The sequence below is a fragment of the Phocaeicola sp. genome (assembly GCF_048170425.1).
GTDB lineage: Bacteria > Bacteroidota > Bacteroidia > Bacteroidales > Bacteroidaceae > Phocaeicola.
The window spans coordinates 1-13982 of the sequence record NZ_DBEXBB010000137.1 but is presented as its reverse complement, the minus strand read 5'-3'; the positions used below and the strand labels follow the sequence as shown (position 1 = coordinate 13982).

The following is a 13982-nucleotide window of genomic DNA, read 5'->3' as shown; positions in this document are numbered from 1 at the left end:
TTGTCCTATTTTATATATAGAACTTTATTTTAAATTTTTAAAATAGGAATAATCAAAAGAATGAACGAAACGACAACTTTAATAGAAAAAATCATTGAAGGAATTCAAGAGAAAAAGGGCAAACAAATTGTAGTAGCTGATTTAAACGAAATAGAAGATACCATCTGTAAATATTTTATCATTTGCCAGGGAAATTCTCCCAGTCAGGTATTGGCAATTGTGGACTCAATCAAAGAACATGTAAGAAAAGAGACCGGCACTAAAGCGTATACCATAGACGGTCAAAGAAATGCACAATGGGTAGCCATGGATTATAGCGACATCATTGTACATATATTTTTACCGGAGGTACGACATTTTTATAATCTGGAACACTTGTGGGCAGATGCCAAACTGACCGACATTCCAGATTTGAACTAATATATAATTAAGGAAAGAGAAATATGAGTGACAATAACAATAAACCTAAAATCAATGTGCCACGCTTTAATTTAACGTGGCTTTATGTCATCATTGCCTTGATTTTTGCCTTCCTCTATTTTTCCGGAGATGAAGGAAGCGCCACCAAAGAGGTGAACTATACCGAATTTCAGGAAATGGTTTCCAAAGGCTATGCAGATAAAATCGTGGCATACGACAACAATACGGTGGAAATGTATATTAAGCCGGATCACATTGTAGATGTATTCAAAAAAGATGCCAACAAAGTCGGAAGAAGCCCTTCTATCAATGTACAAATTGGCTCCATGGAAGCTTTGGATAAGTTCCTGGATGAGCAGACTAAAGAAGGAAACTTTACCGGTTCTATCCAATACGAAAAGAAAAGTGACTATTTTAGCATAATCCTGTGGAACGTTCTGCCGTTTGTCTTCCTTATCGGTATCTGGATGTTTGCCATGCGCCGCATGGGTGGCGGAGGAGGCGCCGGAGGAGGCTCAAACGTATTTAATGTGGGAAGAAGCAAAGCACAGCTTTTTGAAAAAGGAACTAACCGCATTACATTTAAGGACGTAGCCGGACAAGCTGCCGCCAAACAGGAAGTACAGGAAATTGTAGATTTCTTGAAACAGCCGCAAAAGTATACAGAATTGGGTGGAAAGATTCCTAAAGGTGCTTTGCTGGTAGGCCCTCCGGGAACTGGTAAAACATTGTTAGCCAAAGCCGTTGCTGGTGAAGCTGATGTACCGTTTTTTTCTATTTCCGGTTCAGACTTTGTAGAAATGTTTGTCGGTGTCGGTGCTTCTCGCGTACGTGATTTGTTCCGTCAGGCAAAAGAAAAATCGCCTTGTATCATCTTTATTGATGAAATTGATGCCGTAGGCCGTGCCCGTGGCAAAAACCCAAGTATGGGAGGAAATGACGAACGTGAAAATACATTGAACCAGCTTCTGACAGAAATGGACGGATTTGGTTCAAACAGCGGAGTCATCATCTTAGCGGCAACCAATCGTGTAGATATTTTGGATAAGGCCTTACTGCGTGCAGGGCGTTTTGACCGACAAATATATGTAGACCTTCCTGACTTAAATGAACGGAAGGAGGTCTTTGGTGTCCACCTTACCCCCCTAAAGCTAGACAGCAACGTAGACGTGGATTTATTAGCACGCCAAACCCCTGGATTCAGTGGTGCAGACATTGCCAACGTATGTAATGAGGCCGCTCTTATTGCAGCGCGTCATCAAAAGAAAAGTGTAGACAAAGATGATTTCTTAGCTGCAATCGACCGTATCGTAGGTGGTCTGGAAAAGAAAACAAAAATCATGACTTCCGCCGAAAAACGTGCTATTGCACTTCACGAAGCAGGTCACGCCACCATCTCATGGTTCTTGGAGCATGCTAATCCACTGATTAAAGTAACCATTGTTCCGAGAGGACGTGCGTTAGGAGCTGCATGGTATCTGCCAGAAGAACGACAGATTACCACTAAGGAACAAATGCTGGATGAAATGTGCGCTACACTAGGCGGACGCGCTGCTGAAGATATTTTCATCGGACATATCTCCACCGGAGCAATGAATGACCTGGAAAGAGTCACCAAACAGGCTTATGGCATGATTGCATACGCAGGTATGAGTGACAAGCTCCCTAATCTCTGCTATTATAACAGCAATGAAGATTACAGCTTTACGAAACCATACAGTGAGCATACAGCTGAGCTTATAGACCAGGAAGTACAGCACATGATTAACGAACAGTACATGCGTGCAAAAGCCTTACTGCAAGAACACTGCGAAGGCCATAACCAACTGGCACAACTGTTAATTGACCGAGAAGTAATCTTTGCTGAAGATGTTGAAAAGATTTTCGGTAAACGTCCATGGACTTCCCGTTCGGAAGAAATTATGGCAGCCAATGAGCAGCTACCGGAAGCCAAACAGCTGGAAAACAGGCAGGAAAATACGGATAGTGAAAACAACTCTTCTAGTGAAAACGACTCCCCTTCACTGGAAGAAAACCAGGAAAAAGAAGAAGCATAACCAAACAAAAACCTACTAACGTGAAAAATAACTTTATTCAACGAGCAATTACGGGAATAATCTTCGTAGGAGTACTTATTGGTTGTATTCTTGGAGGTCCTATCTCTTTCACTCTATTGTTTGTGCTGATTACAGCCCTGACTATTCATGAGTTCGGGAACATCGTGAGCAAACAAACGGATGTAGAGATAAACAAACCTATATGTATGTTGGCCGGTGTATTTTTGTTTTTCGGATTTGCCTATTTAGGTGTCATGCCTGGACAAACAGAAATACTGATTCCTTACTTATTTCTTATCATATACCTGCTTGTCAGTGAGCTATATTTAAAGAAAAAGAATCCACTGAACAACTGGGCGTATGCCATGATGAGCCAAATCTACATCGCACTTTCGTTTGCGATGTTAAACGTACTAGCCTATCATTCTATTGGAAATGAAGGAGAACTGTCACATTATCAGGTACAGTACAACCCGATATTGCCGTTGTCAATATTTATTTTCACATGGATTCATGATACGGGAGCATATTGTACAGGTATGCTATTCGGGAAACATCGCTTGTTTGAACGAATTTCTCCTAAAAAATCATGGGAAGGTTCCATTGGTGGAGGAGTCTTCAGTATCATAGGAGCTATTGTAATGGCGCATTTCTTTCCGTTTATGCCAATCAGTATCTGGATAGGATTATCCCTGACCGTTGTGATATTCGGTACATTAGGAGATTTGACAGAGTCATTGCTTAAACGCACTATTGGAATAAAAGACTCAGGCAATATATTACCTGGCCATGGAGGTATGTTAGATCGCTTTGACAGCACTCTGATGGCGGTTCCAGCAGCGGTTGTTTATCTGTATATCATTTCTTTTATTGAATAATATAAGCACAGAAAAATATAACAGGTCCTTCAGTTTTACTGTAAGGACCTGTTATATTTTTGAGATAAAAGTTCAACTATGTTTCCTGCTGCCCGTTCAGAAGCTCCTTCCTGTCCAAGAATCTTAATTAACGCATCATAATTCTGCAACATTTTCTCACGAGTCATTTGCCCAGGTAGGATTGCTTCTAATTGTTGCTTCACATTTTCTACGGTCATGCCATCAGCAACCAGTTCAGCCACCACTTCACGACCAGCTATCAGATTAACCAAAGAAATATATTTAACTTTTAAAATATGTCGGCGTAAGAATGAAACCAGTTTTCCTGCAGCAGTATAATAACACACTACCTGAGGCACCCGGAACAAGGCTGTTTCAAGCGTAGCCGTACCACTGGTGACCAAAGCAGCCGTAGCATGACTTAGTAAGCTATATGTCTGCCCAAATATAATTTTAGTATCAGTCCCCATATAAGCCTGATAAAATTCGGGAGATATTCCAGGAGCCCCCGCAATAACAAACTGATATTCCGTATAGTTACGGGATACTTGTATCATTCGCTGTAGATTATCCTTAATCTCCTGTTTACGGCTACCAGCCAACAAAGCAATAATCGGCTTTTTATCCAACCCGTTACGAAAGGCAAATTCATCAAAGTTCTCGGTATATCCTTGCTCAAAACAATGTACGGCATCTACACACGGATTTCCGACATAATGAATGGGATAATTATGTTTCTTGAAAAAATCCACTTCAAAAGGCAATATAGAGAACAATTCATCCACATCTCGTTTAATATTCTTGATGCGGTATTCCTTCCAAGCCCAGATTTTAGGAGAAATATAATAGAAGATTGGAATATTCGTATGCGCTTTTATATATTCAGCTATTTTCAGGTTAAACCCCGGATAATCCACCAAAATCAATGCGTCCGGATTCCACTGAACAATATCTTTCTTACAAAAATCCATATTACGAAAGATTGTCCGCAAATGAAGCAACACCGGGATAAATCCCATGTATGCCATATCCTTATAATGCTTAACTAGTGAACCTCCTGCTGCTGCCATCAAATCGCCTCCGAAAAAACGAAACTCGGCTTTAGGGTCTTTCGCTTGCAGTGCCTTCATTAAATTAGATGCATGCAAATCGCCCGAGGCTTCACCTACAATTAAATAATACTTCATAGCTGCCAACAATTCCAATGATTCAATTGTTCCATTAAAGTATAAGCCGTTACATCTATCTGAGTAGGAGTAATGGCTACGTATCCATGCTCTAATGCCCAATGGTCAGTATCTTGTGCCTCGGGTTCATCATTCCGGTAAGAACCTGTAAGCCAATAATAATTCCCGCCTCTGGGATGAACAGCCTTTACAAACTCATTTGTCCAGACTCCGTCTGTTTGCCGACAAATACGAACTCCTTTCAGCTCCTTTACATCAGGAAAATTTACATTCAAACAGGTTCCTACAGGCAATCCATGCTGTAAGACCTCTTCTACAATACGTTGTATATAAGGAAATGTTGGTGTAAAATCAGCATCTTCCGCATGATTACAAAGAGAAAAGCCTACTGAAGGTATTTTTTTCAGACATCCCTCTATAACAACTCCCATTGTACCTGAATAGTGCACATTAACAGAAGAATTATCTCCGTGATTAATTCCTCCTATCACCATATCAGGCGTACGAGGTACTAAGTCATACAAGGCCAGTTTCACACAGTCCACAGGAGTACCCGTACAACTGTACAATGAAAATCCCGGTACCGACTCTATCTTTTTACAACGAAGCGGATACTCTGAAGTAATGGAACCGGAAGCTCCAGAACGTGGTCCAGAAGGTGCTACTACCATCAAATCGGCCATTGGCCTTAATACTTTTATCAGTTCCTGAATGCCCTTTGCGGCAAATCCATCATCATTCGACAACAACAGAAATGGTTTATCTTTCATCATATCTTTATTATCCAAACTTTTATGAGTGTAAAGTTACAACAAATCTTAATCTTACCAAACCACATCATGCAATTAGCCAAAAATATATATCTTTGCCCGCGTGAAGTTATTAACAGATGAGGTGAGTTTTCAACACTTTCCCAAAAGTCATGGAATTTTAATTGAAACTATCGTCATTTATTAGTTACTTCGCAATCAGAATAAACTGATTAATATGGGAAAAATTATTGCTTTAGCCAACCAAAAAGGAGGTGTAGGCAAAACTACTACCACTATAAATTTGGCTGCATCTTTAGCTACTCTCGAGAAGAAAGTACTAGTGATTGACGCTGACCCTCAGGCAAATGCCTCATCCGGCCTTGGTGTAGATTTGAAAGACATTGACTGTTCAATCTATGAATGTCTGATCAATCAGGCTGACATACGGGAAGCGATTTATACAACCGATATTGACGGATTAGACATCATACCTTCTCACATTGACCTGGTGGGTGCTGAAATCGAAATGCTGAATTTGGAGAACCGTGAGAAAATCATGCGACACGCGTTGGAACCGATGAAAAGCGAATACGATTACATTTTGATAGACTGTTCTCCATCTTTGGGTTTAATTACCATCAATGCCTTAACGGCTGCCGACTCTGTAATTATTCCGGTACAATGTGAGTATTTTGCGCTGGAAGGTATCAGCAAGCTTTTAAACACAATCAAGATTATCAAGACAAAACTAAATCCTTCATTGGAAATCGAAGGATTCCTGCTGACGATGTTCGACTCGCGTTTGCGTCTGGCCAACCAGATATACGACGAAGTAAAAAGACACTTCCAGGAACTGGTTTTCAAGACCATTATTCAGCGTAATGTCAAGCTAAGTGAAGCACCAAGCCACGGCATTCCTGCTATTCTTTATGATGCAGAATCAACCGGAGCTAAAAACCATTTGGCTTTAGCCAATGAAATTATAACAAGAAATAGCAAATAAGTATATGGCAGTACAAAAAAAATTTGCATTAGGACGAGGACTTGATGCTCTGATATCCAACGAAGAAGTAAAAACTTCCGGATCATCATCCATCAACGAAATAGAACTGGACAAAATATCTGTAAACCCCAACCAACCTCGTCGTGAATTTGACCCTATCGCCCTGCAAGAACTGGCTGATTCCATTGCGGAAATAGGTATCATCCAGCCTATCACCTTACGTAAACTAAATGAAGATTCTTATCAAATTATTGCAGGTGAAAGACGATATAGGGCATCCATACTTGCCGGTCTAAAAACGATTCCAGCATATATTCGCACTGCAGATGACGAGAATGTGATGGAAATGGCCTTGATTGAAAATATTCAACGCGAAGACCTGAATTCCCTGGAAATCGCACTGGCCTACCAGCATTTAATTGAACAATATGAACTGACACAAGAACGCCTGAGCGAACGCATTGGCAAAAAACGAACAACCATAGCAAACTATTTACGTCTGCTAAAATTGCCAGCCCCCATACAGGTAGCCTTGAAGAATAAGGAAATAGATATGGGACATGCGCGTGCGCTATTAACTCTAGAAGATCCTAAAACTCAGATACGTATTTTTAATGAGACGGTCGCTCAAGGGTATTCCGTGCGTAAAGTGGAAGAAATTGTAAAAGCACTAGCTAACGGTGAAAGCATAAAAAGCGGAGGAAAAACAATCTCTGCCAAAGGAACACAACTATCCGAAGAATACTCTATGCTTCAAAATCATCTGTGTAATTTCTTTGGAACGAAAGTACAGCTTTCCTGTACCAATAAAGGAAAAGGAAAGATTAGCATTCCCTTCAACAGCGATGCAGACCTGGAAAGAATTATGGAGATTCTGGATTCTTTGAAAAAAACGGAATAAACAAAAATAATTTGAGAGCACATACTTTTACATATATTCTGTCGCTTATCCTGCTATTCTGTATCCCTTTGGAGAACATGGAAGTAAATGCACAGCGAGCTCAAAAACGCAGGGAAGGTATACTGACAACTGATTCTATTCGCTCACAGAATCGGGTAGACAGCCTGACTTTGGCTGATACGACCAACCTGCAGCGAAAACTCGCATTAGAGGCATTAGAAGCCCCCGTAGACACTACAGCCTTGGCAAGACAAAACGACTCCATTCAAAATATTCAACCTCCAGCTCAGGAGAAAAAACGCTGGATACCCAATTCTAACCGTACAGTATGGTTAGGGCTCGTTATCCCTGGAGCCGGACAGATTTACAACCGAAAGTACTGGAAACTGCCTATCATTTATGGAGGTTTCGTAGGATGTGCATACGCCTTGACCTGGAACGGGCAGATGTATAAGGATTATTCTCAAGCCTATCAAGACATTATGAGTAATAATCCCAATAACAACAGCTATATGGATTTTCTTCCTCCCGGAACAAATGTCAATGACCGTTTGGAGTATTGGCAGGAAATCTTCCGAAAACGCAAAGACCTTTATCGACGTCAACGCGATTTAAGTATATTTGCATTCATTGGTGTATATCTGCTATCAGTGATTGATGCCTATGTAGATGCTGAACTGTCTGATTTTGACATCAGCAAAGACCTCAGCATGAAATGGGAACCTACCGTGTTCAACGATGCATTCCGCAACCGTCCGCAAGGAGTTGGTTTGCAATGCTGTATTAAATTTTAAAAGATGAAAAGAATAATTTTTAGTTTACTTACTGCTGCAATCTGTAACGCTTCCTCTCTTTATGCCCAACAGACAGAAAAAACGATTACCATACAAACCAATGGGCAGGAAGATGTAATAGATTTACCAGAAGGAATGATTTCTACCACGGATAGTCTGTACTTGGACTGGATTTCCAAACATTACATAAATCCAGCCGAGAACTGTACAATGACTACCCAAAATCCGGAAGTCAGCGATTCTATCTACATGGATCGTTTACAGCGCATTCCTGCCATCATAGAGATGCCTTATAATGACATCATACGAAAATTTATAGACATGTATTCTACCCGGCTCCGCCAAAAGGTTTCATTTATGCTGAGCGCCAACAATCTATACATGCCTATTTTTGAAGAAGCATTAGATTTGTACGACCTTCCTTTAGAATTAAAATATCTTCCTGTCATTGAATCTGCATTAAATCCAACTGCAACTTCTTCACAGGGTGCTGTAGGGTTGTGGCAATTCATGCTTCGCACGGGACAAGTATACGGTTTGAAAGTTAATTCACTTGTGGACGAACGCAGAGACCCTATTAAATCTACCCGCGCAGCAGCTCGATATTTGAAAGACTTATATGATATTTATCAAGATTGGAACCTCGTTCTAGCAGCTTATAACTGTGGACCAGGCACAATTAATAAAGCTATCCGCCGGGCTGGAGGTGAAAAAGACTTCTGGAAAATCTACAACTTTTTACCCAAAGAGACACGAGGCTACGTACCTGCATTTGTAGCCGCAAACTACATCATGACTTATTACTGCGAGCATTACATTAGTCCTATGGAGATGAACATGCCAGAAAGTACTGATACCGTCCATATCAACCAATCATTAAATTTGAATCAAATAGCTGAGGTCTGTAAGATTGACATTGATCAACTACGAGCACTCAATCCGGAATTTAAAAAAGATATCATTCCAGGAAATGAGAAGCCTTATGCCTTACGGCTGCCAACTCAGATGATGAGTTGTTTTATTGATCACGAAGACAGTATCTACAACTACAAACCGGAAATTTATCAGACACGTCGTAATACTGTAACTGTCAGCAACACCACTAAAGGGAAAAATAACGGAAATGCTGTATACCACCGCATCCGCAATGGCGAGACATTAGGAGGCATTGCGGCTAAATATGGGGTTAGTGTAAATCAATTACGAAGACTAAACGGAATCAAGGGAAGTAATATCCGGGCTGGCAAATCTCTACGCATCCGGTAAGAAAACCCCTCATTTGCTTGTTTGATTCGTATTTTTCTCTATTTTTGCATTATTGATTCAAAGAAAAGGGAGAGAATTATGACCGAGGAGAAACTTACGCAGGAACAAACAGATGAAAAACTGATTGATGAAGCATTTCAGGAGCTATTGGGCCAATACCTGAAAAGTAAACATCGGAAAAAAGTCGAGATAATTACAAAAGCATTTAATTTCGCCCGACAGGCACACAAAGGAGTGCGCCGACGTTCGGGCGAGCCTTATATTCTACATCCTATCGCTGTAGCACGCATCGCCTGCGTAGAAATCGGCTTAGGATCCACTTCAATTTGTTCTGCTCTACTCCACGACGTAGTAGAAGATACTGACTATACCGTAGAAGATATCGAAAACTTGTTTGGACCTAAGATTGCTCAAATTGTAGATGGATTAACCAAAATTTCAGGAGGAATCTTCGGAGACAGAGCTTCTGCACAGGCAGAGAACTTTAAGAAGCTGCTTCTCACAATGAATGATGACATCCGTGTCATTCTTATAAAAATTGCCGACCGGTTGCATAATATGCGTACCTTAGGCTCCATGCTTCCAAGCAAACAATACAAAATTGCTGGGGAAACACTCTATATCTACGCTCCTCTCGCCAACCGACTGGGTCTGAATCGTATCAAGACAGAATTGGAAGACTTAAGTTTTAAATACGAACACCCAGAAGCTTACCAGCAAATCGAAGAAAAGCTAAAGGCTACTCAAGCTGAAAGAACCAACTTATTTGAAGAATTCACAGCTCCCATTCGCGAACAATTGGATAAAATGGGACTCCCTTATCGTATTCTGGCACGTATCAAGTCTCCCTACTCCATCTGGAACAAGATGCAAAACAAACATATCACGTTTGAAGAAATCTATGACATACTTGCCGTACGCATCATTTTCACTCCTAAGAATGAAGAGGAAGAGCTGAATGACTGCTTCAACATTTATGTAGCTATTTCCCGAATCTACAAGCCTCATCCTGACCGTTTGCGCGATTGGGTCAGCCACCCTAAAGCCAATGGTTATCAAGCTCTTCATGTGACATTAATGAGCAACAAAGGGCAGTGGATTGAAGTTCAGATCAGAAGTGAGCGAATGAATGATGTAGCAGAACAAGGTTTTGCTGCACACTGGAAATACAAAGAAGGAGGAGGAAGTGAAGACGAAGGCGAGCTTAGCAAATGGCTGAAAACCATCAAAGAAATTTTGGATGATCCGCAGCCCGATGCCCTTGACTTTCTGGATACAATCAAGCTTAATCTTTTCGCATCTGAGATATTTGTATTTACTCCTAAGGGTGAAATTAAAACGATGCCTCAGAATGCAACCGCACTTGATTTTGCTTTCTCCATTCATACATTCTTAGGAAGCCATTGTATTGGAGCTAAAGTAAACCATAAACTGGTACCACTAAGCCATAAACTGCAAAGTGGAGATCAGGTAGAAATTCTGACTTCAAAATCACAGAAAGTACAACCTTCATGGATTAATTTTGCCACGACAGCAAAAGCCAAGGCTAAAATATTATCCATCCTCAAAAGGGAACGAAAGGAAGTCCAGCAGACCGGAGAAGACATGCTGCATGAATTCTTTAAGAAAGAAGGCATTGAAGCTACCGAAACGAACATCCAGAAGCTCTGTACCCTTCACAAACTAAAAACCCCTGAAGACTTGATGTACCAGATCGGACAAAAAGTTTTCATCTTAGGAGACCTAGAAAAGAATGAGTTAAAAGAAAAATCCAGCCCCACAAATTGGAAAAAATACATTGCATTTGCATTTGGAGGAGGAAGCAAACCCAAATCTCAGGATAATGCATCCTCCAAAGAAAAACCGGCATTGAATATCGACAAGAAGAAAATTGTCAAGCTTACGCCTGAAGAAATTCAGAAGCACTACATCATTGCAGACTGCTGTAAACCAATTCCCGGAGATGATGTATTAGGATATATTGACGACAACAATCGAATTATTATCCATAAGCGCCAATGCCCGATAGCCACACAATTGAAAACCAGCTTTGGCAACAGATTATTGGCTGTACAATGGGAAACAGGCAAAGCACTTAACTTCCCGGTAAATGTATACATGAAAGGAATCGATGGAATTGGAGTGCTTAACCAAGTAACAGGTATTATATCCCAACAGTTGAACGTAAATATTCACAAATTGAATATCGAGTCCAATGATGGTATTTTTGAAGGCCGAATTCAATTGTTTGTACACGATGTAGATGATGTAAATACCATCTGCGAGAATCTTAAGAAATTAGACCACATCAAGAAAGTCACCCGAATAGAAAACTTCGATGACACCATTACCGATTAAAAACTTGCTGCTGTCGTATTTCCGTTATAGCCAATCCGATAAAAAATCTTACTCAAATTCAGGGCCGGCCTCTCCGCTGAGATACCGGCCTCTTTTATTTGTAAAAAATTCCTGAGCTTTTTCATGAAATATCCGTTCATTATTTCCTGAAGACAAAACCAGATTTACCTCGACACGTACGTGACGAGGTCGTGACACATACGTGCGGAGAGGTCGACACGTACGTGTCGAGGTCTTAACACGAACGTGCTGCGACATCATCGTAAAGATATTTCCTGTACAATTTCTATTGCATCGGGCAATAATATAGAACAGCTCTATCCGAATAGAGCTTCAGATTTTTATATAGCTTTTCTGATGGAACTGACTGATAAAACGGGGAAAGTATAAGAGCTAAAAAACAAAAACCGCTGACATTCAGCGGTTTAAAATAATCATCGTGGACCTGGAGGGAGTCGAACCCTCGTCCAAACAAGGAAGCCATATGCTTTCTACATGCTTATCTCTGCCTTCGGTTTTCGTGCATAAGCAAGACCAGAGCCACCCACTTATACCTTAGTTCCTAAAATTTCATTTCAGTCGCGGAACGAGACCAAAACTATTTCCGAATTTGCTGCACCGCTAAACCAAACGCTTCGGAACAAGAGCTTTTGAGCGATGTCTCGTTTCCATCACTTTGACGGAAATAAAGCTAATCTACTGTACTTCGATTAAGCAGCGAGAGCATAGTTTTCGTTGCCAGATAATTGTTCAGCAACTGAGATTATAGTGCAAATCACTGACGCACTGCATGCTTACATACCACATCTCTCGCTGTCAAATCCAGTCAAGCCCAAGTCTGTGATATTTATCAGTTGCAAAGATATGAAATATTTGTGATTCTGCCAAAATATGACTGATTTTACGTATTTTTGACGTCCTTAATGAATTGATTAAACACAGGAATATGAAGACATTGATAGGTGTATGTATGGCTACTATGGCTTTAATAGGAAACGGTTGCATGGGAAATGCGAAACACGCGGAGTCAGTTTCCGGAGGAACAACAGACTCGTTGTATCTGCTGGTGGGTAGTTATGCCCGGGCGCAGGAGGAAGGTATCCGTGTGTATGTATTCAATCAGGAAACAGGAAAAGGGACGTTCAGGAGTGGCTTGTCCGGCATTTCGAATCCTTCTTTTCTTACTCCGTCGGCCGACGGTAGCCGGGTGTATGCGGTAGGAGAGGATGAAGGGATTTCTTCTACGGCCAATGCGCTGAGCTTTGACCGTGAGAAAGGGATGCTTTCTTTCATTAACTCTCAACCAACTCATGGGGGAGCTCCTTGTAATATTACGTTGAGTCCGAAGGAGGATTATGTGCTGACTGCCAACTATATGGGTGGAAATGTTACTGTATTTCCTTTAGGAAGTCACGGGGAACTGCTGGAAGGTGATACGCTCGCCTTTACGGGAAGCGGACCGGATAAGGAACGGCAGAGCCAGCCGCATCTGCATTGTGTGCTTTTTACACCGGATGGTCGTTTGCTGCTTGCCAATGATCTGGGTACTGACCGTATTCATGCATTTCCGGTCAGCGAAAAGAAAGGTGAGGGACTGTTGGATCGTGCGGCATCTTATGATGTACAACTGGCTCCGGGTGCCGGACCACGACATACATGCTTTGCGCCGGACGGGAAACATGCTTACCTCATTACGGAGCTTTCGGGTGATGTTATCGTGCTTTCGTACGATGAAATGAAGCTGGATACCATTCAGACTATCAAGGCTGATACGCTCGATGCGCGTGGCAGTGCGGATATTCATATTTCGCCGGACGGTAACTTTGTTTATGCTTCCAATCGCTTGAAAGGGGATGGCATTGCTATTTTCTCAGTCAACTCGGAGGACGGTACGCTGGAAAAGGCAGGCTATCAGCCTACGGGAATTCATCCGCGTAACTTTGCCATTACGCCTAATGGGAAATATTTGCTGGTGGCTTGCCGGGATACGAATGAAATTCAGATATTTGCGCGTGATGCGGAAACCGGATTGTTGCAGGATACCGGTGAGAAAATTGAAATGTCGAAGCCGGTTTGTCTGAAGTTTGTTCCGATGGACTGAGAGTAATCTGAAATTTGTTTTTTACGACATAAAAGAGGCTTGTCATTTGGGATATTCAGTAAATGTCCCTAAAAAGTAAGATGGCATATAAAGTCGATAGAGTATAATCACTTTATATGCCATTATTATTGCCCTTTTTCTGTGTTTTTTCATATAATCCTATCTGTTGGACATGATGTTCCGGAAGAAGTCTGATGACCTCTTCTGCTCCTGTCTGTAAATTCATGTCATGCCGCTTTAGCTGTTCTGCTCGTGACCTTGTCTA

11 protein-coding genes and 1 other RNA gene are annotated in these 13982 nt (G+C 41.3%); 9 read left to right on the top strand and 3 right to left on the bottom strand.

What is annotated here, in order from left to right:
* The first annotated feature begins 60 nt into the window (after positions 1 to 60).
* Genes rsfS through ACMJ0U_RS05405 form a run of 3 tightly spaced genes read left to right on the top strand, consistent with a single transcriptional unit; the run spans position 61 to position 3355 of the window.
* Positions 61 to 420, top strand: a complete 360-nt coding sequence (rsfS, locus tag ACMJ0U_RS05415) for a ribosome silencing factor (RefSeq protein WP_417128681.1) — start codon at positions 61 to 63, stop codon at positions 418 to 420.
* Between the two features lie 23 nt (positions 421 to 443).
* Positions 444 to 2477, top strand: coding sequence for an ATP-dependent zinc metalloprotease FtsH (ftsH, locus tag ACMJ0U_RS05410; RefSeq protein ID WP_417128679.1), 2034 nt, complete (start codon positions 444 to 446; stop codon positions 2475 to 2477).
* A gap of 20 nt (positions 2478 to 2497) precedes the next feature.
* Positions 2498 to 3355: a phosphatidate cytidylyltransferase gene (locus tag ACMJ0U_RS05405; RefSeq protein ID WP_417128678.1), complete on the top strand. Its 858-nt coding sequence runs from the start codon at positions 2498 to 2500 to the stop codon at positions 3353 to 3355.
* A gap of 35 nt (positions 3356 to 3390) precedes the next feature.
* Here the strand turns inward: ACMJ0U_RS05405 and lpxB are convergent, their stop codons facing one another.
* Both lpxB and surE read right to left on the bottom strand, forming a co-directional pair.
* Positions 3391 to 4542 (bottom strand): lipid-A-disaccharide synthase, encoded by a 1152-nt coding sequence (gene lpxB / locus ACMJ0U_RS05400; protein WP_417128677.1) that lies wholly within the window; start codon positions 4540 to 4542, stop codon positions 3391 to 3393.
* Positions 4539 to 5315, bottom strand: coding sequence for a 5'/3'-nucleotidase SurE (gene surE / locus ACMJ0U_RS05395; protein ID WP_417128676.1), 777 nt, complete (start codon positions 5313 to 5315; stop codon positions 4539 to 4541). The genes lpxB and surE overlap by 4 nt, the downstream gene beginning before the upstream one ends.
* Positions 5316 to 5529: 214 nt before the next feature.
* On the opposite strand from surE, the gene ACMJ0U_RS05390 reads away from it, so the two are divergent.
* The 5 genes from ACMJ0U_RS05390 (at position 5530) to ACMJ0U_RS05370 (ending at position 11616) form a co-directional block, all read left to right on the top strand.
* On the top strand, positions 5530 to 6297 hold the full coding sequence (locus tag ACMJ0U_RS05390; RefSeq protein ID WP_195204942.1) for a ParA family protein: 768 nt from the start codon (positions 5530 to 5532) through the stop codon (positions 6295 to 6297).
* A 4-nt stretch (positions 6298 to 6301) separates the two neighbouring features.
* Positions 6302 to 7198, top strand: coding sequence for a ParB/RepB/Spo0J family partition protein (locus tag ACMJ0U_RS05385; protein WP_022053402.1), 897 nt, complete (start codon positions 6302 to 6304; stop codon positions 7196 to 7198).
* An 11-nt stretch (positions 7199 to 7209) separates the two neighbouring features.
* Positions 7210 to 7992 carry a DUF5683 domain-containing protein gene (locus ACMJ0U_RS05380; protein WP_417128675.1) on the top strand — a complete coding sequence of 261 codons (783 nt, stop codon included), beginning with the start codon at positions 7210 to 7212 and terminating at the stop codon, positions 7990 to 7992.
* Between the two features lie 3 nt (positions 7993 to 7995).
* Entirely contained in the window at positions 7996 to 9258 is a 1263-nt protein-coding gene (locus ACMJ0U_RS05375) for a transglycosylase SLT domain-containing protein (RefSeq protein ID WP_417128674.1), read from the top strand.
* 78 nt (positions 9259 to 9336) lie between these two features.
* The gene (locus tag ACMJ0U_RS05370) at positions 9337 to 11616 is read left to right on the top strand and encodes a RelA/SpoT family protein (protein WP_417128673.1); all 2280 of its coding nucleotides are present in this window, start codon (positions 9337 to 9339) and stop codon (positions 11614 to 11616) included.
* Between the two features lie 437 nt (positions 11617 to 12053).
* Here the strand turns inward: ACMJ0U_RS05370 and ssrA are convergent.
* Positions 12054 to 12450: a transfer-messenger RNA gene (gene ssrA, locus ACMJ0U_RS05365) on the bottom strand.
* Between the two features lie 112 nt (positions 12451 to 12562).
* Between ssrA and ACMJ0U_RS05360 the strand changes: the two genes are divergently transcribed.
* The gene (locus ACMJ0U_RS05360; protein WP_417128671.1) at positions 12563 to 13717 is read left to right on the top strand and encodes a lactonase family protein; all 1155 of its coding nucleotides are present in this window, start codon (positions 12563 to 12565) and stop codon (positions 13715 to 13717) included.
* The last annotated feature ends 265 nt before the right edge of the window (positions 13718 to 13982 follow it).